Source organism: Spirosoma pollinicola, from assembly GCF_002831565.1.
Lineage (GTDB): Bacteria > Bacteroidota > Bacteroidia > Cytophagales > Spirosomataceae > Spirosoma > Spirosoma pollinicola.
The window spans coordinates 4,940,129-4,964,625 of sequence record NZ_CP025096.1; the positions used below are offsets into that span (position 1 = coordinate 4,940,129).

Consider the following 24,497-nt stretch of genomic DNA (forward strand, 5'->3'; position numbering starts at 1 on the left):
TATGATTATCAGGGCGAAGGACGAAACGGGTCAGTACGCGCCCTTTGAGAGCCAGTATCAGACCGAGACGGATGAACCGGCGGGGGTGATGCAAACCAGAATCCTGGTTCCTAGCCCTATTGTACCCTGGTCCATTACGGACCTGACCAGTCAGCAGATCAAGATTACTCATGCCACGAGTCAGATCAAGCAGAACGTGATTCTGCTCACCGAACAGGCGAGCCCAACGGTTGATTTATTTGTGCAGTTGAGTGGTCAGAGCCTGATTCGGCACACGGACCAGGTCGACCGGGCTTATCAATCCGGTCAGTGTAATATGGTTTACACCCCAGCCTACGAGGGTGAGCTCCGGTTGAGTGGGCCCGCCATCTCGACGGTTGCTGTGCAGTTTTCACCCCTGTTTTTTGGCCAGTTTCTGGATGAGCAGGTAGGTTCGCTGAATCGATTAGCGGAGGGTATGGCCAATGGGCAGATGCAAATGCTTGCTCCCCGTAACTTGCCCGTTAGGCCTGCCATCAAGAGCGTCCTGCACACTTTGTTGCACTGTCCCTACCAAGGTCTAGTGAAACGTTTATTTCTGGAAGCCAAACAAATAGAACTGTTAGCCTTATTGATTGATGAGGCCCAGAAACAACCCTCAACCCGGCCAGCCGGACTGAAAGCCTACGATGTGGATAAACTAATGGCGGCCAAAGCCTGGTTAGACGAGCATTTTTTGGAACCCGTTACCCTATTCTATTTAGCCCGGCTGGTTGGCTTAAATGATTTCAAATTAAAGAATGGCTTTCGGATCTTGTTTGCGACAACGGTGTTCGGTTATCTGAGCGGGTTACGGCTGAACCATGCTCGCCAGTTGCTGCTGGACGGGGGGCATTCGGTCGCTGACGTAGCCGATATAGTGGGCTACGGACGGGCCGACCACTTTAGCCACGCCTTCCGCCTTTATTTTGGTTATCGGCCCAGCGACCTCAAAGGTTAAGCCAAAAGCCTGTTATACTACGCTCCTGGTGCTCGATAACCGAATCAAGTTGTTAGGATACCGACACTTGGTCGGTTCGGCTAAAGAGTCAACTTTTTTCCAGGGCAATACAGTTTAACCGCTTATTACTATCTCTTTGAACGCCCATTTATCGAAGCAGATATATACCCCCCTGTCGTCTCAAGGAGGAGCCTTAGGCGAGAATCCGAAATCCTGGTAGATTAGCTGACGTGAAAGCGGTTAGTCAACAAAGTAAAGGTCCACAAGGCACGCGTTCACTGAAACCTAGATGACCGAATAGAATGAACTATGTACGGACCGCTATGCTGGTGCTTACCTTACTCCTCAACCCAGCCCGCAAGGCCCTGACTCAGCCCATAACGGCCCGGCAAGTGGACCAATTAGTGCAGCCTAACCGAGCCTTGTTTCACATTCCTGGTATCGCCATTACCATCATCAAGGATGGTCGGCTCATCTTCAACAAAGGCTATGGCCTGCGTTCGCTGCGCACCAAACAAGCCGTCACCCCCCAAACCTTGTTTGGGATCGCCTCCAATAGTAAAGCATTCACCGCCGCCGCCGTTGGCTTACTGGTAGAGGAAGGTAAACTCCACTGGGACGATTTAGTGACCCACTATCTGCCTGATTTCCGGCTCTATGACTCCTTGGCTACTCGACTCCTCACGATTCGGGATCTGTTAAGCCATCGTAGCGGATTGCCCTCGACCACTGGCGATTTGATGCACGATCCCGATTCAACCAGTTTTAGTCTCGAGCAGATTTTGTTCAATCAACGCTTCATTAAGCCGACTTCCTCCTTGCGCAGCCAGTTTGCTTATACCAACAACGGGTATTTGGTCGCAGGCGCTATCGTGGCGAAGGTCAGTGGGATGAGCTGGGAAGCCTTCGTTGAGCAACGTATCCTTCACCCCTTAGGAATGACCCGTAGTGCCGCCTCGTTCCAAGACTGTCAGACAAATCCGAATCTGATTGACGCCCACAAACGAATTAATGACTCAATTCGGGTGGTTGCTCGCTATGGCTCGACTAAAAATGATGCTGCCGGGGGTATTTATTCCAGCGCCGAGGAAATGAGTCAATGGATGCTACTCTTTCTGAACTGGGGTCGGTATAGCCCTTCTCTGAGCAAACGCTTGCTGAGTGAGTCGCTGATGGCTGAGCTGGTGGCCCCTCAGACGATCATCCCGGTTGGCCAGCCAGGCTCGTATCAAACCCATTTCGCCGCTTACGGGCTGGGGTGGTTTCTGAGTGATGTGAAAGGCTATAAGGAGATTGCGCATTCGGGTCAGGATGTGGGCATGGTCTCGGCGGTAACCCTGTTGCCCGAACTAGGCTTGGGTGTGCTGGTACTGACGAACTCAGAAAGTGGGGCGGCTAGTACCATCACGGATCAGATCGTCGATAGTTATATGGGTATAGGGGGCCAAGATCGAACGGCTCAATTGGATCAACGAGAGCAATTTGGACGCCGAGCGAGGCAGACCGTGCTCGACTCGATTCAGCGGCAAGTGGCCCGGCAAGCGCCTTTATCGAGCGCTGATTTAGCTGCCTACGTAGGCATTTACCAGGATCAGTGGTTGGGCAAGGTAAGGATTAGTTTGCGCCATGATCAATTGTGGTTTGCCACCGAACGCTCGCCCCAGTTGCGAGGCCGTATGGATTGGTTTGGGGATGCTCAGTTTGTGGTGCAGTGGCAGAATCCGGAGTTAGATGATGGCGTGCTGATTCGCTTTGGTTCTTCCTCAAGGGAAGTAAAGAGCAGCTTTGTGCTTCAAGCGCTAACCTCCCCAAGGAGTCACACCTACGATGATCTCCGGTTTGAACGGATAGTAAGATAAGCTTGGATTTTCTGTCTAGGTACCCTTTATACGGGTAAATTTATACATACTCCTTTGTCTCAGGTGGGAGCGTGGCTGTTGCACAACTCTGCCTGTGCATAAAATGGCTGAATAGGTTGGGTTTTTGTATCTTCAACTATGCAAGGCAGAAAACACGATCACGAAAAACTCGTCACCCGTTTCCAACTTTCCAGCCGCATTCCGAAAGATAACTTCTACCGTCGGCTGAAGGAAACGCTTGATCTGACTTTCCTTTATGAGCATACCAAAGCCTGTTATGGCTCGACAGGCAATCCCTCGATTGACCCAGTTGTCTTCTTCAAGTTCATGCTCATCAGCTACCTGGAGAATATTACCTCTGATCGTAAGCTGATTGAGCACTGCTCCATGCGCATGGATATGCTGTATTTCCTGGGCTACAACGTTGATGAACCGCTTCCCTGGCACTCTACGTTGAGCCGTACCCGCCAACTTTACCCAGAAGCACTTTTTGAGCTACTATTTGATCAGGTGTTCAGCTTGTGTGTCGCCAACAATATGGTGGCTGGCCGTCGAGTAGCCATCGATTCAGCCCCTGTTAAAGCGAATGCCTCGATGGAAAGGCTAGTAGAGAAACAGCCGCAAAGGCCAGGGCCCAAGCTACTTCCGCAGGCTGAAGACTCTAATGGATCTGTAGATTTGGTACCCAAACCCAGCAAGCGTCAAGCTGCGCCGGTGATCACCGCTACTGATTATCAGCTAAGACAGTTGAAAAAGCGCCAGCAGAAGTTGAAAAGTGCACCAACTACCCTGGGCGCTGGCAACGAAAAAGCAAAATTATTGAGTAACAAAACTCATTACAGTCCTACTGATCCCGATGCCCGTATTTCCATTAAGCCAGGAAAAGCTCGCAAACTCAACTACCATTGTAGCCTGGCAGTGGATACCGCCCAAGGCGTTATCAGCCATGTGCAGGCCGATTTTGCCGATGGTCGGGATAGCCAGTCACTACCTTCTATTACGCTGAAGCTTCAGCAACGGTTGGCCCATAATCAACTGCGTCTAGAGGAGCTACTGGCCGATTCTGGCTATTCCAATGGGAGTAACTACGCCTTGCTGGAGGGGTGGAACATCACGGGATGGATACCTGTCTTCGGTCAATACAAACCCCAAATCGAAGGCTTTCCCTATGCCCCTGAAGGCGATTACTTTACCTGTTCGCAAGGTAAGCGTTTAGTGTTTAAGACGTTTGACAAGAATGTCGATGGCGGCTGGATGAAAGTCTACCGGGCGGATTACCAAGACTGCCGACAGTGCCCCCTCAAACCCGCGTGTGTGCCCAAGAGTCAATGCCGACAGATTATTCGGACGGCCTATGATCCCTTCTACCGGCGAGCCGTGGAACGCCAGCAAAGTCGGCGGGGAAAGCGTATGAAACGACTTCGCCACCAGACGGTGGAACCGGTCTTGGGCAGTCTGGTGGAATACTATGGATTACGGAAGGTAAATGTACGAGGCAAAGCCAGTGCTCACAAGCTGATGCTGATGGCGGCTATTGCCTTCAATCTGAAGAAGTATATGAAGTTCACGCCCAAGTCTACTGTCAGCCAGGCCATAGCCCTAAAAGTGGAGTGGTCATGGGCTTCTGGTGACACTTTTCTGAGCTTTACCATGCTTTATCTCAACTGAGATGGGGCAACGAGGTGAGAAAATCTGACCACTAGCCTATACAGGATGAACAACCGATATGGGAAGCGGAGTTGTGCAACAGCCACGAGCGTTATTTAAGACAATCAGTCAACTCCAGTTAGTAGCATACCACTCAACTTAACCTAGCATTGATTCTATGATTGCCGCACAAATTTCATCGGGCGCATTCTCCTGAATGAAATGTTTAGCCTCTGCTAACAAACGAATTCGATGGATGGGAAAGTAGGTGAGCAGCCGAAGCCGTTCCGACGTTTGAAAGGCCCCGTCAGCTTCGCCCCACACGACTAAGACTGGTTTTTCCCGTAACTGGCTCAGACCGGCTTCTACTTCCCTTAAATAAGCCGTACTACCCCGAATCTCTTTGGGAAATATCCACGTAGGTAGCCGGGAAGCTGGCGTTGAGAAAGGACCCAGGTAAGCCCCTAGTTCCGACTCGGTGAGGGTTCGATTGGTACCGGCTGGAATGAGCCATTTGGCTAGGGTGTTATAGCGCGTAATTAGCAAACGGGCCAATGGGTTGCCAAAGACGACCGAGAACGCAGTCATGCCTCCCCTGGCAGGCCACGCCCAAGTATTACCCAGGATGAGCGAATGAACTAAATCGGGCCGACGACCAGCGAAACCCAAGCCAATGGGACCGCCCCAGTCCTGAACCATAATACGCAAATTGTGGAGCCTTAGTTGATCGACTAATCCCTCTACAATCATCGAATGCTCACGGGGCGTAAAGCCGTAGCCTGCTTTGGCCGTGCTGAGCCCGAAACCGGGGTAATCCAAGGCAATACAGCGGAACGTTGGGGCAAGCTGTTGAATTATATGCCGATATAGGAACGACCAGGTAGGATTGCCATGCAGTAACAACAAAGTGGGTCCCTCTCCTTCATCTACGTAATGAACCAGATTACCATCAATGCTCAGGGAATGACTGGTAAAGGGAAACAAGCTGCGGTCAAGCCAAGTAGGGTTTAAATCGTTTCGGATCATTAGTTTGTGCTTTATGTAGGTTACAGTGTTCAGATTTCGAGGAAGACCTGAGTCCATGACTAAACTAAATTCAGGAATAGATATGTTCTCTACGTTGCTAGTCATCAACATTTAGTTACACAATGTGAGCTTTGTTAAAAGTTAAAAATTGAGCGTATTAAGAGATCATTATACACATATGATTTGGACATTCTCTGACCGTCCTAAAAAAGATAGCAAGTCCACTTTAGCATCATTACCCTTGAGGAACAGCCACAAGGATGACTTCTTTGTCAGTGGTTTGATCTAGGGGCGACGAGGAGCCTTTCAAGGGAATAACAATGCCTCCACCGACAGTCCGTTGATAGAACTGCTTGTTGACTCGAGACAGTTTTGAGTCAAAAACAGTACCGGCCTGTGCATCCGTGGCGGTAAGCCGATAATAGTAATCATTTAAGACGCTGCCCGTGACCTTCCTGGTAAATGTAGGTACCTCACCCGTTGGGTTATGATAATAGGAATAGGTTAGGGTGTATTGATCGCCACCCGTCTGCTTGATGACAAGGGCAAAACTGTCAATATCCAATTTACTCTTTATGGGAAACCCCGCCTTATTGGCTGTGTGCAAGGTATCTCCAGCGACAATGTAAGTCGTGACTAAGTACCGTCCCGCAGGTCCATCGATAGTTGTCGCTGGCGATGGAGGTTGAGTTGGTCTGACTGGGTTTACAGTAGGTTGAACAGGCTGAATGGGCGCTATAGGTGCTTTAGGTCGACAGGCAAACAGGCTAACAAAAAACGAAACTAATAATAGCTTTTTCATGAGATGAAAAGTTTATACCGTTGAGAACCAAACCTATTTAGGCTTAAATTTAGGGTTTGAACTAATATAATCACAGTGGCTGTTGCAAAAGTAGATCAGTATATAATAAAATTGATCAGGTACCGGTAGGGCGATTACCATTCCACTCTGTTCAATGGGTGTGAAGCGCAAATACTTCTTTAGATTGTAGGCCATGGCCGCCACATACATCACTTTGGCGGCCGCTTCCCGGCTCCGGGTATTGATTTGACGCAAGCCGTAATAGTTGATTAGGCTCCCAAGGACGGGCTCTACCGTTGCCGACCGGATTCGCATCATTCGCTTGCCAAACCGACTCGATAACCGCTTCACCATTCGCTCGTATTGGGCTTTGTAGTAGGTATGATGCAATCGCTTTTCGCTGGCTTTCTTGCCCTTACACTGCTCACGGATGGGACAACTCTTGCAATCGGAGGCCTTAGCCAGGTACCGTTTTTGGGGATTCCCCTACTTATCGACCAGCAACTTGTCAAAGGCCAAGCGTTTTCCTTGACTACACGTGTAGCTGTCGCTCTTGGTATCGTAGTGAAAGCCTGGCCGCTCATTCTTGTACTTGCCATGGGGTGAAATGAATCCAGTTAACCCTCTGATTTCCAGTTGTTCGTAATTCTCACCGGAACTGTACCCGGCGTCAGCCACTACAGTACTTACGGCTATGCCAAACCCGGTCAAACGGTCTCGCGTCGTGTCGACAATAGGCATCAGGTTGCGACTGTCGCGCCGGTCGGCCGAGTTGGCCTGAATGTGGGTAATCACGTGCTGAGACACATCGACGCTCACGCTGGCCATATACGCCAGTTGACGGGGCTTGCCCGTTTTGAAGGCAATGCGGGCATCGGGGTCTGTGGGACTATAATGAGTGAGATTGCTCAGCAGTTGGCCCGCTTTGTTGGGCGCTGCTTTTCGAATATTGCCATGAAAGCGGTGAATGTGCTTTATGCGTTCTTCAGAAGCCGTCAATCGAGGGGCGCTCGGTTTACCTAAGGAAGCAGTAGTCTCAGACGGCCAGATGGCCGTTTTTAGCTTCAACCGACTCATCGATGCATTGGCTTTGATGTAGGCGGAATCGATCACTTGAGTATGGCCACTAACCAGTCCTTTCTGAATGCATAAGCCAACAATGTGCGTAAAGCACGTTTCGAAGACCGAAACCGGGATGCGTTGGCGGGTTCGGCAGAGCGTACTGTGCCAAGGCAAGGGCTGCTCTAACTGGTAGCCCAAAAACGCACGAATACCCAAGTGTAAATTGGCTAGTTCCAGCAATTTACGATCTGAGGTGATGTTTTCAAAATGACTCACCAACAGTAGTTTAACAAACACCACCGGATCAATGGATGGTCGTCCGGTGACACTATAAAAGGGCTCAAATAGTGGCCTTATGAAGCTAAAGTCGATAGTTTTGAACAGTTGCTGGTAAAAGTGGTGGGCTGGCACCAGTTTCACCAGCGAAGTTTGGATCGTGTGAACGCCTAGCATAGGCTAACAACTAATCTATCCTTCAATGAGTTACTTTTGCAACAGCCACATCAGTTATACAACCTGCCTAGAAATAGTACAATTATTGATTCCGATACAAAAGTGACCATCGGGGTGATTTGTTCAGGTTTTTAGTTAATTGCCCGGACGATTCATCACTTTGCTTAAGACTAATTCATACGCCTGGGGAGAAACGCTCACTTCACCCCAATACGGATGGTCTAACGCCGCGATCAGAAAGATCAGCAGTCCAATCACGGCCGCCAGTAAACTCACCAGCACCCCATGAAACCAGAAGGACTTGACCACAAATAAGTAACCGAACGTTAACGTTAACAGGGCGCCTAGTAACACCACGTACCAAATCACACCCGGTACACTCCCGCTGATGGACTCAGCCCGTAACCGACGCAGTTCGACCAACGAATTAAACGTCCGAATCGCTTCCTGGTGAAGGATCTTACCCGTTTCGGTGGTGGGCTCAAAGGCCATCAAGGGCCCCTGCAAGCCAACCAATTCCGCCGACTCGCCGTCATGGATAAAGCCCTGCCGCTGTAAGGGCCACGACTGCTCGATGATAAACCGGGTGTAAGTCCGTAACTGAGTTCGCAGCTGGATTCGCTCCGGGAGGGGATACCCGGCCAGATCCCGGTACAACACCGCCAAACTAGCCGCTTCTTGGGAAGCTAGTCCCGTGGCCTGGGTGTAATTCGTCCAGGTAGCTACCGTGAGCAGGCCCAGCAATAAACCATACAGCACCGTTACCCCCGAAAAGAACCAGCCCACCGTGCCGTTGTCAATTAGGGTAGCCAACGTGCCTGCATTCAGGCGACGGTGGATCAGGCGTAGGCCTACCAAGGCCAGGCTCACGAAGCCACTCATGGTCAAGAAGGCAAACAGCCAGGTGGGCAAGTTATAGAGCCAGATCATAAAAAGTCCGTTGTCGTCGACCGCATGGATCAGCGGGGACCAGTTGGGTGGTTGTGGCATGGGTTCATCCAGATGGCAGGGAGTAGGCCACCAGCACCAGGGGTAGATACAACCAAGGGGTGGGAATTGTTTGACGGCAAGCCGTTGCCTAGTCCTTGGCTGATTAGTAAACTCCTGTTTTATATTGAGTAGAGATTCTTCTACTAAACATTTCAGGGTCTGTCGAGGCTTATGGCATTTTACAAACGTCCGTGGCTGTTGCACAACTCTGCTTCCCAAATCGATTTTTCAACATCTGACTTGGCGAATAAGATTTTCTACCATCGTCTGCCTTATTAGTTGAAAAAAAGCACGCTAAAGCCTAGAAAAGTGTCTTGAAAAGACAATGACCATTCCACCTTTAGGGCTATGGCTTGGCTGAGAGTGGACTTGGTGGTGAACTTCATATACTTCTTCAGGTTGAAGGCAATAGCCGCCATCAGCATCACTTTGTGAGCCCCCGCTTTACCCCGTACATTGATCTTTCGTAACCCATTGTACTCTACCAGACTACCTAGGACCGGCTCCACCGTTCGTTGGCGAAGCCGTTTCATGCGTTTGCCCCGCTGACTTTGCTGGCGCTCCAGAGCTCGACGGTAGAAGGGATCATAGGCCGTTCGGATAATTTGTCGGTATTGACTCTTTGGCACACAGGTGGCTTTGAGCGGACACTGTTTGCAGTCCTGGTAATTCGCCCGATAGATCTTCCACAACCCGGTTTCAGCGTAGCTGGCAAAGGTCTTGAAAGGCAATCGCTTGCCAGCTGAACAAGTAAAGTAATCCCCCTCAGAATCATAAGAAAAGCCTTCGATTTGAGGCTTATAGTGGCCGAAGACAGGTATCCAACCCGTTATATTCCATCCTTCCAGCAAGGCGTAGTTACTACCGTTTGAGTAGCCCGTGTCAGCCAATACCTCTTCTAAACGTAGCTCATTGGCTACCAGCCGCTGCTGAAGCTTGAGGGCAATATCCGGCAAGTATTGGCTGTCCCGGCCATCAGCAAAATCGGCCTGCACATGACTAATGACGCCTTCGGCCGTATCGACTGCCAAGCTACAATGGTAGTTGAGTTTGCGGGCTTTGCCGGGCTTGACCGAGATACGAGCATCGGGATCGGTAGGGCTATAGTGCGTCTTATTACTCAGCAATTGAGCTTTTGTGTTGCTGGCTCCTAGATTAGCAGGTGCACTCTTTAATTTTTGCTGGTGCTTTTTCAACTGTCTCAACTGATGATCGGACGCCGTAATAATCGATCCAGGGTGGCGGTTGCTGGGTTCAAGTATCGTGTCCACTCCCTGATTCTGATCCTCGACCGATTGGACCAGCCTAGGACCGGGCAAGTTGGGTTGTTTTTCTAGTAGACTTTCCATGGAAGCATTGGCTTTAACAGGAGCCGAGTCAATGGCTACTCTGCGGCCCGCCACCATGTTGTTGGCTACACAAAGATTGAATACTTTGTCGAAGAGTAGCTCAAAAAGTGCTTCTGGGTAAAGTTGGCGGGTACGGCTCAGCGTGGAGTGCCAGGGTAAAGGCTCATCCAGGTTGTAGCCCAAGAAAAACAGCATATCCATGCGCATGGAGCAATGCTCAATCAACTTTCTGTCAGACGTAATATTCTCCAGATAGCCGATGAGCATGAACTTGAAGAATACGACGGGGTCAATTGAAGGATTGCCGGTTGAGCCATAACAGTCTTTGGTCTGTTCGTACAGGAAAGTAAGGTCAAGCGTCTCCTTCAACCGACGGTAAAAGTTGTGCTTGGGGATACAGTTGGAAAGCTGAAACGAAGTAATGAGTTTTTCGCGGTCGTTTTTTCTGCCTTGCATAGCTGAAGATACGAAAACTCAACCTATTCCAAGTTCTAGGTACTGTATAGTTGTGCAACAGCCACGTCCGTTTGTAAAATGCCATAAAGGGGTATATTTAAGAAATCAGACCGTGGAACATCTGTTTTCTACGTGATAAGGGTTATCGTATGAATTACATCTGTTACTACCGGGTATCCACGAAAGCCCAAGGCCGCTCCGGGCTTGGCCTGGGGGATAAACGGTCTATTGTGAATCAGTATTTCCAAGATGGGGATAAACTTTTGTTGGAATTTACCGAAGTTGAGTCCGGCAAAAAGGGCGACCGGCCAAAGCTTCAGGAGGCTATCCGAGCTTGTCAGCAATGGGGGGGCGAAATTATTGATTGCAAAGCTCGACCGGCTCAGTCGGAATGTAGCCTTCGTGATGACGCTACGGGATTCAGGCGTTGATTTTGTCGCCTGCGATTTGCCGGATGCCAATACGCTTACGGTTGGTATGATGGTTACGTTTGCCCAATATGAAGCGGAGCGCACTTCCGAACGTACCCGTGCTGCCCTGACTCAAAAGAAGGTGCAAGGTTTTAAACTAGGTAAACCAGAGAACCTGACCTTAGAGGCCATTCAAAAGGGTGAAGCAATTAGAGTAACAAATGCGCTAACTCATAAAGCTAACGTTCAAGCTACGGAGCTGGCTACACTCTACCGGAATAATGGCATGACCTATGCTGAAATAGCTGACAAGTTGAACCAGACACATTACCAGACCAGACGGAACAAACAATTTGATGGTAAAGCGATATATCGATTGCTTCAACGAGTGAAAATGTAATTCACTACAAATCGACTACACTATAAAATAGTTTCAATACCATAATACATTCAATGCTCAAAAAAATGATATTTCCATACACCGCACAAGAATTAGATGATGTACTAAAAGCTTGTATTGAGCTTAAAGAATATCGTCCAGAGGATTATATATATACAGGAAATATTTCTGTAGGTGAACCAGATGATGTACCGATATAGCAGTTAAAACAAAAATTGAAGTACATAGCGAACTTAAATATATTTCTTTTAGAAGATTTAGGTCATGGACATGATAATATAGAGTATTTTCAAATTGGGCCTTATGCCAAAAAATTTATCACTGAAGGTGGATTCGAAAAGTATTTTGAAAACTTACTCAATGAACAAGAAATAAGTAAAAAGAAAGACACTATTTCTGTGACCCATGAATCAAGTCAATGTGATTATGTTATCATAACGGCATTAGAAGAAGATGAAATGGAAAGAATAATACCAGTTTTTACCAAAGTTGGAAATATTAAAAATGACAGACATTTAATTGAATATGGGTATCTAACATCGAATAAGGATAAAAGAATTGCTTGGTCGTCTCAACAAGCTACCGGTATGGTAGATGCTTCTATTCTTGCAGCAGAGATGATTATCCGGTTTAATCCTAAGTTCTTAATAATGCCAGGAGTCTTAGGTGGAAAGCCAGAAGATACTAATATTGGCGATATTGTTGTTTCAACCAAGGTATTTACTGTTGATAAAGGAAAATTTAATGAAAATGATTTTAAAAGGGAGATTGAAGCTGATAATACAAATAGCTCTTATATCACTGCATTTCACAGGAACAAAAATAAAATAATTAATTACATAAAAGATAGTGATCCAACTAGAAAAAATAGTATAAATATTCATTTTGAGCCTGTAGCCTGTGTTAGACAAGTGATTAATAAAAAATCTTTTTTTATTGAAAATATCGTTACAATCGAGAGAAAAGCAATTGCTTTAGAAATGGAAAGTTATGGTATTGCTAGAGCTTGTGAATTAATAAATGATGGCAAAACAATTCCATTAATAATAAAATCTGTAATGGATAATACACAAAATAAAAATGATGGAGCAAAAACATACGCTGCTTGGACAAGCGCAATGTTTGTCATTTTTATACTGGAAAATGATTTAATCTAAAAAAGGGAGAATCATCTTTTCGAAATTAGATAGTAATAGACGGACGTTGCGACAGAGTCTGCGACTGAACCTTGAGCGGGATTGGTATCAGTAGCAACATTCAAGTGGATGTCTAACTTCTTTTTTGGGCTTTGAGATGGTTTATACTTTCAACCTTAGTTGTACTTATTGATAGCTGTGGCTAATTCGTCAAATTGTGCACGTTGAGCCCCCACTTGCATCAGTCGTTACAACGTAATGGTTTTCTGAGTGGGACATACATCGTTTAGGATCGATTTATTAAGGGTAAAAAATGTCCATTGATCCAAATTGAGTGGATTGATAGTCGGTTTATCCTGGTGATGAAGTAAGCAAAACACATATAAATCCGACTGTCGTTTTACTTGGTTGCTATACTAGCCAACTGCTGCATCCCATCCTAAAGTAGGGCGAATACCAAAACTGATGGAAGAGAGCTTTTTATGATACCATGACTGCAAATAGGCTGCGGATTTAACTTCAATTTGCAAACCTGTACTTGTCATCAAGTCAAATGAATCCCATTCGGTTCGTAACGACGATGCAATACCCAGCGCTTGAGTTACCAGGTATTCAGCCAGTTTTCCGCGTAATGTATTGTTGACTAAGTCAGAAGATGACCAACGCCAAAAGTCAAGAAGCGTAGTGTCCAGTAGCCGTCCTTTGGAGTGAAAGTGCTCATCTCCAGTTTTGATTTTTATCTTAAGAGCATCATATCCAGCAAGGTCATCATGAGGCTTTTGGTCCATAATATAACTAAGAATTATACTTGATAATAAGCATCCAACTGCGGCAACTTACTACTAGGGGAAATATTACGTGAGCGACGAACGCGTTGATTGTGTCTAACAAAGAGATGTAGCTTGACATGGCTTTTAGAGGATAGCTGAAGGGTTCAGTTGATTTACTTGAAGATAGCCGCTACCTTCGCCCAATACTTAACTTTAAAGTGAATAATTTTGTAACGATTCGATTATTCAAAACGTTTAAACAGGTAACTTACTATACCTTTTTGGTAGAAGGTAGGGAGCAATCTGAAACTGATACTTTCTTTGCTCGTTTTGAAAATGACCTTGCTTTAGCCAACGATTTGAATCTATTAGTGGCATGGATTGGGGAAATTGGCCAGAACCGTGGAGCCAAAAGTCGCTACTTCCGCTTTGAGAATGATGCGTTGGCTTTACCACCTCCGGCTAAGATCATGGCTGAGTTGGGTAATAGCTATTGCCAATTTCGCTTGTATTGTATTCGGCTATCGGATGAGATTGTCATCTTGGCCAATGGTGGACGAAAAACGAGTCAGACAGTGCAGAATAGTCCAGAACTGATGACTCACTTCCGATTTGCCAATAAAATGGCTCAACAATTAATCGAGTTGATCCAATCCGGCGAACTGGTGCTGGATGGCAAACAGATAGCGAATCTAGAAACGATTGAACTACTCGATTGATTGAACTTATATATGGACGCATTCGACCGTATTACCGCCCGAACGCCCAATGAGACCCGGCGTTTAGTCACTAAGATGCTAGATGTAGCTGATCGCATTCATGCTATTCTTGAGCAAAAGGGCATGAGCCAGAAAGACTTAGCCGTTGCTCTCCACAAATCAGAATCCGAAATCAGCAAATGGGTCAGTGGGACGCATAATCTAGAGCTGAAAACCATCGTTCGGATTGAAGAAGCCCTGGGTGAAGATATTTTAACCGTGCCTAAGTCTCAAGCCCTAGCTTAGTAGCTTTCACCAATAATCTTGTTACTGTGTAGACCAACGTTTGTATGTGAACAAAATAACTATTTACCGCTCATTCCGGGGCTTTCAAATTGACAAACATTTTGGGACAGGCCCTGAATAACTAGTCAGAGCCTGCTCCAAGGGTGCTACTTACTGTGAGCGACCAATGCGGAAATGTAGTCCTGCAACGTAGTGGTCCCACGCATGGGTGCATCAGGTAGCTCGTAAGTCTGATCCAACGTAATGGCTGTCATGGCCGCCATCGACTCAGCAGCTGGCCTAGAAAAACCGGTCTGTTGTAAAGTGCTCACCCAGGCCTCACGCGGAGTTTCAACCGCTTTAACCTTTTTGCCCAGCGCATCGGCAAAGGCAGCTGCCACATCGGCTGACGAGTAGCGTTCCGGCCCTTCAACATAGTGTAAGCCGGTTTTTTCAACCGATTCCTGTAAGAGACGAGCACCTACTGCCCCCAAATCCTGCGGGGCAGCCATTGGCAACTTAAAATTAGCTGGATACAGCGTGTGGACTTGACCCGCTTGCTGGGCTGTTGCCAGGGCCATATCCCAGTTACTCATGTAGTAAGCCGCTCGAACAATGCTGGTAGGAATGCCGGTTTGAACTAAACCCTGTTCCAACTCATAGAGCACTCCCAAATCGCCCATCTGGTAGCCAGGCTGCGCACCGTACGTTGATTCAACGACGATCTTTTCAATGCCCGAGTCCGGTAAAGCCGCCAGAATCGATTGGACACTTTTGCGTTCTTCCTGGGCCGTGTCGGTGGTGATCGGGGCGGGCGGATTGAGCACGAACAGACGCTTGCCCCGCTTAAAGACCGTCCGTAACTGGTTGGCGTCATGCACGTCCGCTATAGCGACGGTTGCTCCTTTCTGCTGCCACTCTTCCTTTTTCAGGGCATCGTGGGTAATAACGGTGACTTCCTCACCTTGGTCCAATAATGATTGAGCTACTGCCGATCCGACATGGCCAGTAGCACCCAGTATGATGTACATAATGTTCTTAAGTTTAACGAGCTGAGTGATGAACGACAGCGATTACTACTGGCTGTCCCGTCAAAATTAGGGTGGCCCTGCGACAAGGGTATGTCAGGGGTAGCTAACTTTATTCACTCAAGCTCTCGAAATACTGCTTCAAGGTGAGTGGATGCGGAACGAATGTCTCATCTAGCACTTCAAGCTGCTCGATGCGGTCGAGCCTAAAGATGCGATAGGCACCGCGCAGCCCACACCAAGCCACCAGCAACCAGTTTTCTTGGGTGCTCATCAGTAAGGCGAAAGGTTCCAGCGTTCGACAGGTCAATTCTTCTGAAGCGGCCCGGTAGTCGATGCGTACCCGATGGAAGCTGGTCAGCGCATTTTGTAGGGTAGCTAGGTAGCGGCTCTCGGGCTGGTCGTTGACATATACCTTCAAGCGAGAAGCCAGAAAATTAGCCTTCTCTTGGGTAGGGCTTCGTAAGACGGCCTTGAGCTTGATCATAGCCTGACTGTAGGCCTGCGCTAAAGAAGTGTCTTGCTGGGCCTGGACCAATTGCTCCACCGTAATGAGGGCATTAGCCTCTGTCTGAGTGAAGGAAACAGGTGGTAGTCGGTAGCCTTCAACTAGCGCATAACCTCTACCTTCTTCAGTCAGGATAGGTATTCCGGCGCTTTCCAGGGTTTTGATGTCGCGGTAAATGGTGCGGACGCTGACGGCAAACCGGCTAGCCAGTTCCGTTGCCGTAATTAGTTGTTTAGTTTGTAGAATGGTTTGGATAGCCACTAAGCGGGAAAGTCGTTTTGTTTCGGCATCAACCATAATTAATGATCAGTTCATAACAGGCTAAAATTACGAAACGAAAACTATCGTTTATCGCTGGACTACACTCATATATAATGTTTGCTCGTATCAAGCTGAGAGGGTTTTATGGAACAATCCCTTTTAGGTTGGCAGTCGATGATTTCAAAATCTGTCCAATTCAATCCATAGCATACGAACACAAAAACACGCCCGGCTGTGAGCGTGTTTTTGTGTTGTCTTCAGGTAGCGACTTTGTATGATCTAGCTTTATTGCCGGGTTACATTGCCCCGAATAGCGCCCGACGGGAATTGAGTAGAGTGGATGTTGGCATAATAAAACCCATTTTTCATACTATCAACCCGCGCTTGACTCGGCAGAGTTGCCGTGCCTACGATGGGCGAAGTCAGGGAGGGAAACGGAATTTCCGGCGTCGGGTTCGCGCCGTTTACGCCCGCCGCATCGCCCGGGATAACCCGGTGAAGATGGCCAGCGGTAACCGTCGATGAAGTCGGAAACCCCGAGTAGGTAACGGTATAACTCAGTACGCGGGTCGATTCGTTGAGCGATCCCATGAACGTACCCGTAGCGGGTGATGTCGTGGAGGTTGGCTTCTCGTTAGCGCCATTGAGTGTGGCCATGAAGTTGGTCGTCGTGATGGCCGTGACTGGATTATCATCCTTTTTACAGGCTGTCATCGTTAGGCCAACAGCCAGAAGGGCTACGGTTGATAAGGCAACTGATTTCATTGGTTTCATAATTTTTTTTGATCGTTGAGTTAACCGAATCCGGCTTATTAATGGCAGGAAGACTTACGGAAGTCTTCCTGCCATTAATAAGCCCTTTGGGATGTGTTTTGTTAGACGGACTGAGCATATTGGGGTAGTTAACATAGTTGGGTCGCTTTGCCGTTTCGGTGTTACCCTCCCCTTGCCGCCTATCCCCACTTTTGGTGGTTTCAGACGAACGACCGGGCTGCCGGAGCAGTCACACCGAAACGGCAAAGCGACCCGATGTTAGGTTATCGTAAAACAAAATACACAACAAAAAAGCAGACCAACAGGGTCAGTCTGCTTTCCGTATCTATCCACACCAATAGAGTATTGTTAAATCCTCTTTGATAGGTAGTTAAGCAATTATTTAACTTATTTATTACCAGTTAGATTAACATAATTACCAAGTTGTCAAAGGGTTACCCCTTTTTCCACCCGTCCCTGATCTTGCAATCATTTAAGGTGAACGAATCGCACAACTAAGATTATGTTAGTCGATTTAACTTGGATTGCTGTATTTACCTCGACAGAACTAATCTTAAACTTGTCCTGTCAGCAGCTTAATTTGTTCGATGCAGAAACTCATAACCATTCCCACAGGGATCTTCAAAGTAAACCGAATAGTAGGTAGGACTAATTGGAAACAAACCTGGTCCAGCCGTGACGGTACCGCCTGCTTCTTTGACTAAAGCAGCTATCTGATTCACCTCCTCTTGATTCTCAGCCCAAAAGCCCACCAAATTTTTATTCGGCTGATGAGCCTTATCCTCGGTAATGGCAAAGTAAGCCGCACTTGGAAGCTCACCTTGTGTGGCAAATACCTTCCATTTTGGCGAATCATATCGATTGGTGAAACCCAGTTGAGGCAGTAGCTTCTCGTAAAATGGGAGTGTCTTTTCAAAGCTAGTCACATAAAGGTCAATGTGGCTAAATGGATTTGGCTTGAGAGTCATAACAAGTCGATTTTTGCTGTTGTATAAGTAAACATTATGCTAAACAGAAGTAATTACGAGGCTAAAAAATAGAGAGATAAAGTCGTGTTAGTATATTCATATTTGAGTATTCGATTCAGATTATACCAAGAGTGGTCAACCTCAATAAATTCGTGACTAAAGACCCAACTGGAGCTTTCACTATACAACTTTTCCGAATCGAATCTATAAATCTGAACTAATGTAATCTGCTTGAGCTGGATTAACTCTTGTAGATTACTGGCTAGCACCTCACCTGGTGTTATCATGCGAGCGATTTAAGCAGGTGTTGATTTCATTAAACAGATGTTTCTGGTTGACTATTAGATTAAACCAGTTTTCTGCTGTGTAATCACCTTATGTTATATACTCAGTAAAAATACTCAGTTAAGCCCTATCAAGAAGCATATGTTACTGTAGTTTTATTTATATTCGAAAATCAAAGGAGCAAGTCTCCTATGGTGTGGATAGAAGCGGAAAGCAGGCTAGCAATGTTAGTCTGCTTTTTTGTTGTGTAATCTACGTTATGTTCACCTAGACGAAAAGTTTAACAAATCTGGAGTTCTGTTAAACAACTAAGTTAGGTGCTTTCTCCTGAATTTATCGTTTATGAAAGAAGAGTTTTACAGCCGAGTGATGGCGGTGGCCGACTGCTAATTTGACAGTCGGCCACCGCTACCACCTTTTCAGGTTTATCCCCTGTTCCCAGATACATAGCCTTACGGTACCGTTTCTTTAAACGCCCTATTAAAGAAGCAGATACATGAAGGCCGCTTCGTCTCAGGGAGGAGCGTTTTCGTGAGATGGATAAAGTTTAAAAAAATAAGACGCCCTAATCTAATAATAGGAGGGCTGAATGAAAGCGCTATACAGCCCCTCGCCTAGCCAACGATTAAGGAGCCATATACAATAGTGAACCCCATTGATTAAGAGCTATATGATTCGTTGGCTAAATACTCTTCAATCAATCCCTACTAAGGATTGCCCATCAGTTGGTTGTACAGGCTCTCAAATTCTTTTGTTTTTAACTCCGGCATGACCTGCGTATGGCGCTGCTCAACGGGCTTCAGCAGTGACTCAGCCAGTTCTAGGGTATCATCTCCTACTGGATGGAAGAGCATCTCTGCCGCTTTTGCTGCGTACAGATAGGCTTTCTCTAACGCCTGTCGGCCTGTAGGGGTTAATTGAATGAGTTTGGCCCGCTTGTCCCTTGGATCGGCCCGTTCACTGATAAAGTTGCTGGCCAGCAATCGATTGATGGCTTCCATACCCGTGGTGTACTCCGCAAAAAGATAATTGATCAACTCCGTTTTACGGACTTCACCCAAATAGCTTAACCCATTCAAATAATAGAAACTGTCGGCCGAGGGTAAACTGGTTTGAGTCATGGCCGCTCGGTGGTAGAAGCTATAAGCGCTGGAGATACGCCCTAGGGTTCGCAGCAGATTACCCTGCTGCTGACTACGGGTTAAATCAGGCTTTGACTCGGGTTGCTGTTTTTGCGCTAAATAATACCGACAAAAGTGTTCAATGGGCTGATGGGGGAATTGCTGATCGTATTCCGCCCAAGCCGATACAAGATTAACTACTGGATTAGCCATTGCCTAATATATCGCATTCGATGTAAATAAGGGTAAAAAACATTCACAAAGTCCCTATTTGTATCTTTATGGATGTATATTTGATTAATTAACATCCGAAAAGATACAAATATGACAGGCGAAGCAAAAAATTTACCACCAATGATATTTGGTATTTATCCCGGTGGTGTAGCTGGTGCACCAGGGAATACAGGAACCGTGGCTGACTTTGCTGTGGGTAAAGCCGACAATCCAATCCAGATCCGTCGGGCACTCGCGCAATTGCAGGGATCGACTTCGCTGTTTATCATCCGAAGTTACGTGCACTATATAGGCCAAGGTATCATCGAAGTTAGTAGCTCCATCGTTGATCAACTGGATCAATATAGGGGACCATGCCAGCAAGTTGATTTAGTGGTTGGCTACCATGCTGATTCGTATGTTAAGCAGGATTGGCAACAGGGGCTTAGCCAGCTATTCGATCAGTACGGCCCCCTCCTGCATAGTTTACAGATCGCCGAAGAACCCAACTTATATCATTTCCCGGGCGATGGCGTGTTTCCTCAAATTAGTCAAGTAATCGTAGACGGCGTCAAATGGGCCAAGCAAGAAGCCCTCAAACGGAACTTAACGGTCAAGATTGGTTTCAATACCTTACCCAGCTTTGCCGAGACTGATCCGTTCTGGAATTCGCTTAAAGAGTTAGTTGATGCGTCCTTTCTAGCGTCTTTGGATTACGTAGGGTTAGATTTCTTTCCGGATGTGTTTAGGCCGGTTGCGGAGGATGGTCAGCCTATGGACTTACGCCAATCCGTTCAAGCGGTACTAACTCACTTACGGGAGTCTACTCTGAAGAAAGCAAACATTCCTTTTAACGTTCCTATTCATATCGCTGAACACGGTTGGGCTACAGGCCCCGATCGCAGTTATGAACGGCAGGCTCAGGTATTAGAAATCGTCATTCGAAGTATCTATGAATTGAGGCAAACCTTGCATATTACTCACTATGAGTTGTTTGCGCTTCGCGATGCGGATAGTTCGAATCCCGGTCTGTTCCACCAATTTGGACTTCTGCGGGATGATTACTCACCGAAACCTGGGTTTTTAACCTACCAACGGTTGATTAACGAATTTGGTTAGTAGCCTTTCAATAGGTAGAACAGCCATCGAAAGCGGTTCCATAGCATCAAAACTGCTTTTGATGGCTTTAAAAAGAAATGAATTCCTGGCCATTTGCACACTCAACTTGTTCATAGTATTTGCCTTGACTAGATTATATCATTCACTCTATGTTGGAAGTTGCCACCTTTAAGCTTCATTGATCATCTCAAAAATCGCCCGTTTTTCTGAGATAACCTGTTCAGGATAATAAGGATGTTCTTAGAAAATGGTTGCTGTCCGCCCGGCGGCCCGGTTAAATTGCCATTCGCTCCGGCGACCCGGTCATTAATCAACCGCAGCCGCGGACGGTCGCAACGGCGGCCCGTGCCTTATTTTGTTTTATGAGATGAGTTTGTAAAACAATTGGGAAGAGGTTATAGCCAAGCAAATTTTGATGGATATCATTCATGTGTTAAGCTAGCCAAGTTTATTTCTGGCTCATAGGAATCATACAATTAAATATTATCCTAAATATCTCGAATGTGTGTTTTCGTTATCTATAAAAAGTGCAAAAATAGTTTTTTGAGCTTTCGTTCATGAAAACCCTTCGTTGATTGTACAATCAGTTTAACTATCTGTATATTGGCCTGCTACTGCGACTTTGAATCGATCAAGTAGTTTTAACGCTTTGTGTCGTAAATCTTGCTTGCTTAGTGTCGCCAGCTATACCGAATAATAGAACCACGATACTGATTCATTGAATTAGCTAACTGAGTCTTCTTGCTTGGCAAACAGCTCATGCCAGTTCATAGAGGGCCAGGCCGGTGAATGACGATTTCGGCGTTTCCCTAACCGGTGTTTAAGCCCGGCTTGCCCAAGCCACCTCCGTGCAAGGGGCCACCCTGTGGCCCAATCCGTTTCGATAAACAATGCACAACAACCCGTTTCATAAATAATAAGAAGACAAATTTGTTCACCGTTACACAAAGACTTCTTTGTGTAAATTGGTGAATCCTCTTTATTTTGTAAGTTGCCATCGGTTTACCACCCGTCGTACTTTACGACGTACCCAAACCTGTACATCGACGCTTGTTCACGTTTGTCCCTATGCCCTCTTCCCAATCATCGAGCCTGACCTTACCCGCCTTGCTCAGCTGGTATCGTGAGCTGACCAGGGACTCGCTTCCGGTGGGTGGTCACAACGGGTTGATTCACGTCTATCACTCGGCCGCTATTGACGGATGCAGTCTGACACTTGCCGAAAGTCTGGTCTTGCTGGAGAATGGCGAAACCACCGACACTAAACCCGCCCCCCATCATTGGATGCTGCTCGATTATCAGCAAGCCCAGCAACAGATGCTGGCCTGGGCCGCCGACCGGGAACCCTTGAACCGCGCCCGGCTTCAATCCATTGGCGCAACTCTGATGCGCCGGACGGGTGGGCCCCTGCATACATTACTGGGAAGTTATGATTCCAGCCAGGGCGAATTCCGGCTGGCCAGCCCCATGACGGCCCAGCGTAAGTTAATCGACGCGCAAAAGCTACCCGCCGCCGTGGATAAACTGCTCAAGCAGCTGAATACAAACCTGGCCACCCCGAAAACCATGCGACAGCTTTATGATCTTTCCTTTCAGGCGCATTACGACCTGCTCTGTCTGCAGCCCTTTGGGGAAGGAAATGGCCGGGTGGCTCGCCTGCTCATGAATTACGTACAGCACTACCACAAACTACCCATGAGTTTAGTGCACGCCGTTGATCGTCAGGCTTACCGGCGGGCTTTAGATCAACCTCCCGCGCCGTCCTTCGACCCGCCCATCCTAGACTTCCTGTATACCCAACTCATCACCTATTTACAGACGGAGTGTGAACGCATCACCCAGGAACCGTTTTAACCCCGGTGGATAAGCCTGTCCCACCAAGGTGTCTGTACTTGACCTATTTAATGACTATTGACTACCACTGGAATGCCACTACCTGCCAAACGTCCCGACGATCAGCCCCAATCACCGGCCTCCGCCCCGGCGAGCTATACTGTATCGCGCCTGATCGCCTATTTTGCCACTACGCTTTCGGCTTCCAGTAACTATCCCCGTCATGCCAGGGCCTATCTCGACTACTGCTTACAGCAGGGGTATGGCGTAGATCGGTTTAGCCTGGGTATATACACGGCTGGTTTTCGGCCCAATCGCATCTCGCCCCTGCGCAAGTTTCTTTTCTTTTATCAGCAACTGGGCTATCCGCTGATCGTGGCGGACCCGCCCAAAAAAGAGATCTCTCCCGCAGCCAACGAACTGGTCCTGCGCTTTATTCGGGAGCACAAAGGATTGAAAGGGGAGCGTTCGAAACAGACCTATACCCAGGCATTGAATGCTTTTTTTCACTACATCGATGCGCAGCTGCAGCAGGGCCAGCAAGCCTCGCTGACCGGTATAACGGTCAACGACTACATTACCCAACTGAACCAGCAGGGAAAGTCACCCTTCACCATCAACGTTTACCTGTCAACGGTGAAGCAACTCGCCGCCTGGTGCGTGCTGAAGCGAAAGGAGCTGGCCCTTACCCCCGATCAGGTCGATGCCCTGCAGGAGGTGCAGGCCGTGAAAGGCTTTACGGTGGAGCGTCGCTTTTACAAAGAGAGCCTGGAAACCAGGGAGCGAACCGACCTGCTGGCCTCGGCAGCCTCGCCCCGCGACCGGGCTATTCTGGCCCTGTTGAGCCTGGAGGGATTACGTACCGTTGAGATCACGCGTCTCCTATTGGCCGACGTGGATGTCGAGCGTCGCCTGATTCATGTGCTGGGAAAAGGAAAAAGCACCAAAAAGCCCATTAAGCTTTTCGAGGCCTGCCTGGAGCCGCTGGCGGATTACCTGCGGAGTATCCGGCAGTGGCCCCTGCCCGAACAGGATCAAAAAACACCTTTATTTACGAATCTGACCACGGCTCAGATTCGCTACATCACCAACAAGCACCTGCGAATAAATGGGCTTAAAAAGAAAGGGATGTCGGCGCACAGCCTTCGGCATACGACCGCCCAACTCCTGCTGGATGAGGGCGTTGACTTAGTGTATGTGCAGCAGCATCTGCGCCATGAATCCATTGAAACGACGCAGTTTTATACCTTAAAACAAACCCTAAAAACGTATTTTCAGAAACTTCCCAATTAGCGGCCTGTTTACTCCTAGTTATGCCAACTCATCCCTTTAATCGCCTAACGCGGACCGCTTGCAGTCGTGATGGTCAACCATATACTTACTTCAGAAAATGAACCAAATCTTGGCTTAACCAGCAACCCCTGATTAGGAAGCAATAATCATCATCAGTACTAATAAAAATGCGCTAATTGTTATCCCAATTAACAAATCCATTATTGTTCTGGTCCATTTAGAATACTGTTTTCGACGCGCAATAAGGATCATGATGAGTATTCCTATTAGGCCAACAGCTAGTAGATTAATTATAGTCTGGCTGTTTTCCATAATTACTAGGTATTATCATGACAACTGAATTTGCTGTTGAGGTGTACTAAACTACTTAATTTTCACCTGGTGAAGCCTTTTAAAGCGGCTTTAGTCCCGTAGCCAGAAAATAGTTTCTCCCCTTTTAATAGGTTTCTGCTACTGCCAATTGGGCAATTACATACCAGAAAAAAACAATTATTAGCCCCTAACTTGTTACCTTGTTGAAACATTTCACCAGTTAACTATTTACTGTTATGGGCTTTATACGAATCTTCCGCGTACTGTTCGCCAATAGTTATATGCGACCGTTCGAACAGTCTTTTTTCTTTACTCTGTATGCACCCATGATCAAGCCGTGGGTCCAACGGGTTGTGCAACGGGAGTACATGCAACCCTGGACCTTATTATTTGTCATCTGGGCGATAGCGATGGCCGCCTTGCCCACCCTTACCATTTTATAGCTCCGTGAGTAGGTTTA

At 47.3% G+C, this 24,497-nt stretch carries 25 protein-coding genes; 13 read left to right on the plus strand and 12 right to left on the minus strand.

The window, feature by feature from the left end:
- The first annotated feature begins 1 nt into the window (after position 1).
- The 3 genes from CWM47_RS20760 to CWM47_RS20770 all read left to right on the plus strand — a co-directional run bounded on the left by CWM47_RS20760 (position 2) and on the right by CWM47_RS20770 (position 4,506).
- Positions 2 to 979, plus strand: a complete 978-nt coding sequence (locus CWM47_RS20760; protein WP_100990112.1) for an AraC family transcriptional regulator — start codon at positions 2 to 4, stop codon at positions 977 to 979.
- Between the two features lie 302 nt (positions 980 to 1,281).
- Positions 1,282 to 2,838, plus strand: coding sequence for a serine hydrolase (locus tag CWM47_RS20765; RefSeq protein WP_100990113.1), 1,557 nt, complete (start codon positions 1,282 to 1,284; stop codon positions 2,836 to 2,838).
- Between the two features lie 138 nt (positions 2,839 to 2,976).
- Entirely contained in the window at positions 2,977 to 4,506 is a 1,530-nt protein-coding gene (locus CWM47_RS20770) for an IS1182 family transposase (protein WP_100990114.1), read from the plus strand.
- Between the two features lie 138 nt (positions 4,507 to 4,644).
- Here CWM47_RS20770 and CWM47_RS20775 read toward each other — a convergent pair whose 3' ends face one another.
- The 6 genes from CWM47_RS20775 to CWM47_RS20795 form a co-directional block, all read right to left on the minus strand.
- On the minus strand, positions 4,645 to 5,511 hold the full coding sequence (locus CWM47_RS20775; RefSeq protein WP_157816010.1) for an alpha/beta fold hydrolase: 867 nt from the start codon (positions 5,509 to 5,511) through the stop codon (positions 4,645 to 4,647).
- 235 nt (positions 5,512 to 5,746) lie between these two features.
- Positions 5,747 to 6,313: a hypothetical protein gene (locus CWM47_RS20780; RefSeq protein ID WP_100990116.1), complete on the minus strand. Its 567-nt coding sequence runs from the start codon at positions 6,311 to 6,313 to the stop codon at positions 5,747 to 5,749.
- Positions 6,314 to 6,346: 33 nt separating this feature from the next.
- Positions 6,347 to 6,778, minus strand: coding sequence for a transposase (locus tag CWM47_RS39325; protein ID WP_262512026.1), 432 nt, complete (start codon positions 6,776 to 6,778; stop codon positions 6,347 to 6,349).
- 21 nt (positions 6,779 to 6,799) lie between these two features.
- Complete coding sequence (locus CWM47_RS20785) at positions 6,800 to 7,828, minus strand: transposase (protein WP_240625370.1); 1,029 nt, start codon at positions 7,826 to 7,828, stop codon at positions 6,800 to 6,802.
- Positions 7,829 to 7,963: 135 nt separating this feature from the next.
- Positions 7,964 to 8,818 (minus strand): bestrophin-like domain, encoded by an 855-nt coding sequence (locus CWM47_RS20790; protein WP_100990117.1) that lies wholly within the window; start codon positions 8,816 to 8,818, stop codon positions 7,964 to 7,966.
- Positions 8,819 to 9,093: 275 nt separating this feature from the next.
- Positions 9,094 to 10,623: an IS1182 family transposase gene (locus CWM47_RS20795; protein WP_100990118.1), complete on the minus strand. Its 1,530-nt coding sequence runs from the start codon at positions 10,621 to 10,623 to the stop codon at positions 9,094 to 9,096.
- A 149-nt stretch (positions 10,624 to 10,772) separates the two neighbouring features.
- On the opposite strand from CWM47_RS20795, the gene CWM47_RS39820 reads away from it, so the two are divergent.
- The 4 genes from CWM47_RS39820 to CWM47_RS20805 are packed head-to-tail and all read left to right on the plus strand — an operon-like array spanning position 10,773 to position 12,590.
- The gene (locus tag CWM47_RS39820) at positions 10,773 to 11,054 is read left to right on the plus strand and encodes a recombinase family protein (protein WP_262511973.1); all 282 of its coding nucleotides are present in this window, start codon (positions 10,773 to 10,775) and stop codon (positions 11,052 to 11,054) included.
- On the plus strand, positions 10,984 to 11,433 hold the full coding sequence (locus tag CWM47_RS20800) for a recombinase family protein (protein ID WP_262511974.1): 450 nt from the start codon (positions 10,984 to 10,986) through the stop codon (positions 11,431 to 11,433). Before CWM47_RS39820 ends, CWM47_RS20800 begins: the two co-directional genes overlap by 71 nt.
- A gap of 53 nt (positions 11,434 to 11,486) precedes the next feature.
- The gene (locus tag CWM47_RS38205) at positions 11,487 to 11,633 is read left to right on the plus strand and encodes a hypothetical protein (RefSeq protein WP_157816011.1); all 147 of its coding nucleotides are present in this window, start codon (positions 11,487 to 11,489) and stop codon (positions 11,631 to 11,633) included.
- 15 nt (positions 11,634 to 11,648) lie between these two features.
- Positions 11,649 to 12,590, plus strand: a complete 942-nt coding sequence (locus tag CWM47_RS20805) for a phosphorylase family protein (protein ID WP_100990119.1) — start codon at positions 11,649 to 11,651, stop codon at positions 12,588 to 12,590.
- Between the two features lie 395 nt (positions 12,591 to 12,985).
- Here CWM47_RS20805 and CWM47_RS20810 read toward each other — a convergent pair whose 3' ends face one another.
- Complete coding sequence (locus CWM47_RS20810) at positions 12,986 to 13,357, minus strand: hypothetical protein (protein WP_100990120.1); 372 nt, start codon at positions 13,355 to 13,357, stop codon at positions 12,986 to 12,988.
- Between the two features lie 200 nt (positions 13,358 to 13,557).
- On the opposite strand from CWM47_RS20810, the gene CWM47_RS20815 reads away from it, so the two are divergent.
- Both CWM47_RS20815 and CWM47_RS20820 read left to right on the plus strand, forming a co-directional pair.
- Complete coding sequence (locus tag CWM47_RS20815) at positions 13,558 to 14,058, plus strand: hypothetical protein (protein ID WP_100990121.1); 501 nt, start codon at positions 13,558 to 13,560, stop codon at positions 14,056 to 14,058.
- A 12-nt stretch (positions 14,059 to 14,070) separates the two neighbouring features.
- Complete coding sequence (locus CWM47_RS20820) at positions 14,071 to 14,343, plus strand: helix-turn-helix domain-containing protein (protein ID WP_100990122.1); 273 nt, start codon at positions 14,071 to 14,073, stop codon at positions 14,341 to 14,343.
- A 146-nt stretch (positions 14,344 to 14,489) separates the two neighbouring features.
- On the opposite strand, the gene CWM47_RS20825 is transcribed toward CWM47_RS20820, so the two are convergent.
- The 5 genes from CWM47_RS20825 to CWM47_RS20850 all read right to left on the minus strand — a co-directional run bounded on the left by CWM47_RS20825 (position 14,490) and on the right by CWM47_RS20850 (position 19,480).
- Positions 14,490 to 15,353: an NmrA family NAD(P)-binding protein gene (locus CWM47_RS20825; protein ID WP_100990123.1), complete on the minus strand. Its 864-nt coding sequence runs from the start codon at positions 15,351 to 15,353 to the stop codon at positions 14,490 to 14,492.
- A 109-nt stretch (positions 15,354 to 15,462) separates the two neighbouring features.
- The gene (locus CWM47_RS20830; RefSeq protein ID WP_100990124.1) at positions 15,463 to 16,155 is read right to left on the minus strand and encodes a helix-turn-helix transcriptional regulator; all 693 of its coding nucleotides are present in this window, start codon (positions 16,153 to 16,155) and stop codon (positions 15,463 to 15,465) included.
- Between the two features lie 249 nt (positions 16,156 to 16,404).
- Complete coding sequence (locus CWM47_RS20835) at positions 16,405 to 16,893, minus strand: CHRD domain-containing protein (protein WP_100990125.1); 489 nt, start codon at positions 16,891 to 16,893, stop codon at positions 16,405 to 16,407.
- 575 nt (positions 16,894 to 17,468) lie between these two features.
- Complete coding sequence (locus tag CWM47_RS20840; RefSeq protein WP_100990126.1) at positions 17,469 to 17,861, minus strand: VOC family protein; 393 nt, start codon at positions 17,859 to 17,861, stop codon at positions 17,469 to 17,471.
- A 992-nt stretch (positions 17,862 to 18,853) separates the two neighbouring features.
- Positions 18,854 to 19,480, minus strand: a complete 627-nt coding sequence (locus CWM47_RS20850; protein ID WP_100990128.1) for a MarR family winged helix-turn-helix transcriptional regulator — start codon at positions 19,478 to 19,480, stop codon at positions 18,854 to 18,856.
- Positions 19,481 to 19,621: 141 nt separating this feature from the next.
- Here CWM47_RS20850 and CWM47_RS20855 point away from each other — a divergent pair, with 141 nt between their 5' ends.
- The 4 genes from CWM47_RS20855 to CWM47_RS20875 all read left to right on the plus strand — a co-directional run bounded on the left by CWM47_RS20855 (position 19,622) and on the right by CWM47_RS20875 (position 24,480).
- Entirely contained in the window at positions 19,622 to 20,599 is a 978-nt protein-coding gene (locus tag CWM47_RS20855) for a glycoside hydrolase family 17 protein (protein WP_157816012.1), read from the plus strand.
- A gap of 1,068 nt (positions 20,600 to 21,667) precedes the next feature.
- Positions 21,668 to 22,453, plus strand: coding sequence for a Fic family protein (locus tag CWM47_RS20860; protein WP_100990130.1), 786 nt, complete (start codon positions 21,668 to 21,670; stop codon positions 22,451 to 22,453).
- 72 nt (positions 22,454 to 22,525) lie between these two features.
- Positions 22,526 to 23,725: a tyrosine-type recombinase/integrase gene (locus CWM47_RS20865; protein ID WP_100990131.1), complete on the plus strand. Its 1,200-nt coding sequence runs from the start codon at positions 22,526 to 22,528 to the stop codon at positions 23,723 to 23,725.
- Between the two features lie 548 nt (positions 23,726 to 24,273).
- Complete coding sequence (locus CWM47_RS20875; RefSeq protein ID WP_100990133.1) at positions 24,274 to 24,480, plus strand: hypothetical protein; 207 nt, start codon at positions 24,274 to 24,276, stop codon at positions 24,478 to 24,480.
- Positions 24,481 to 24,497: the final 17 nt, after the last annotated feature.

Bases quoted from the DNA above. Each gene is read 5' to 3' on its own strand.
- CWM47_RS20760 (WP_100990112.1), top strand. From the start codon at position 2: ATGATTATCAGGGCGAAGGACGAAACGGGTCAGTACGCGCCCTTTGAG.
- CWM47_RS20765 (WP_100990113.1), top strand. From the start codon at position 1,282: ATGAACTATGTACGGACCGCTATGCTGGTGCTTACCTTACTCCTCAAC.
- CWM47_RS20770 (WP_100990114.1), top strand. From the start codon at position 2,977: ATGCAAGGCAGAAAACACGATCACGAAAAACTCGTCACCCGTTTCCAA.
- CWM47_RS20775 (WP_157816010.1), bottom strand. From the start codon at position 5,511: ATGATCCGAAACGATTTAAACCCTACTTGGCTTGACCGCAGCTTGTTT.
- CWM47_RS20780 (WP_100990116.1), bottom strand. From the start codon at position 6,313: ATGAAAAAGCTATTATTAGTTTCGTTTTTTGTTAGCCTGTTTGCCTGT.
- CWM47_RS20785 (WP_240625370.1), bottom strand. From the start codon at position 7,828: ATGCTAGGCGTTCACACGATCCAAACTTCGCTGGTGAAACTGGTGCCA.
- CWM47_RS20790 (WP_100990117.1), bottom strand. From the start codon at position 8,818: ATGCCACAACCACCCAACTGGTCCCCGCTGATCCATGCGGTCGACGAC.
- CWM47_RS20795 (WP_100990118.1), bottom strand. From the start codon at position 10,623: ATGCAAGGCAGAAAAAACGACCGCGAAAAACTCATTACTTCGTTTCAG.
- CWM47_RS39820 (WP_262511973.1), top strand. From the start codon at position 10,773: ATGAATTACATCTGTTACTACCGGGTATCCACGAAAGCCCAAGGCCGC.
- CWM47_RS38205 (WP_157816011.1), top strand. From the start codon at position 11,487: ATGCTCAAAAAAATGATATTTCCATACACCGCACAAGAATTAGATGAT.
- CWM47_RS20810 (WP_100990120.1), bottom strand. From the start codon at position 13,357: ATGGACCAAAAGCCTCATGATGACCTTGCTGGATATGATGCTCTTAAG.
- CWM47_RS20820 (WP_100990122.1), top strand. From the start codon at position 14,071: ATGGACGCATTCGACCGTATTACCGCCCGAACGCCCAATGAGACCCGG.
- CWM47_RS20825 (WP_100990123.1), bottom strand. From the start codon at position 15,353: ATGTACATCATACTGGGTGCTACTGGCCATGTCGGATCGGCAGTAGCT.
- CWM47_RS20830 (WP_100990124.1), bottom strand. From the start codon at position 16,155: ATGGTTGATGCCGAAACAAAACGACTTTCCCGCTTAGTGGCTATCCAA.
- CWM47_RS20835 (WP_100990125.1), bottom strand. From the start codon at position 16,893: ATGAAACCAATGAAATCAGTTGCCTTATCAACCGTAGCCCTTCTGGCT.
- CWM47_RS20840 (WP_100990126.1), bottom strand. From the start codon at position 17,861: ATGACTCTCAAGCCAAATCCATTTAGCCACATTGACCTTTATGTGACT.
- CWM47_RS20850 (WP_100990128.1), bottom strand. From the start codon at position 19,480: ATGGCTAATCCAGTAGTTAATCTTGTATCGGCTTGGGCGGAATACGAT.
- CWM47_RS20855 (WP_157816012.1), top strand. From the start codon at position 19,622: ATGATATTTGGTATTTATCCCGGTGGTGTAGCTGGTGCACCAGGGAAT.
- CWM47_RS20860 (WP_100990130.1), top strand. From the start codon at position 21,668: ATGCCCTCTTCCCAATCATCGAGCCTGACCTTACCCGCCTTGCTCAGC.
- CWM47_RS20865 (WP_100990131.1), top strand. From the start codon at position 22,526: ATGCCACTACCTGCCAAACGTCCCGACGATCAGCCCCAATCACCGGCC.
- CWM47_RS20875 (WP_100990133.1), top strand. From the start codon at position 24,274: ATGGGCTTTATACGAATCTTCCGCGTACTGTTCGCCAATAGTTATATG.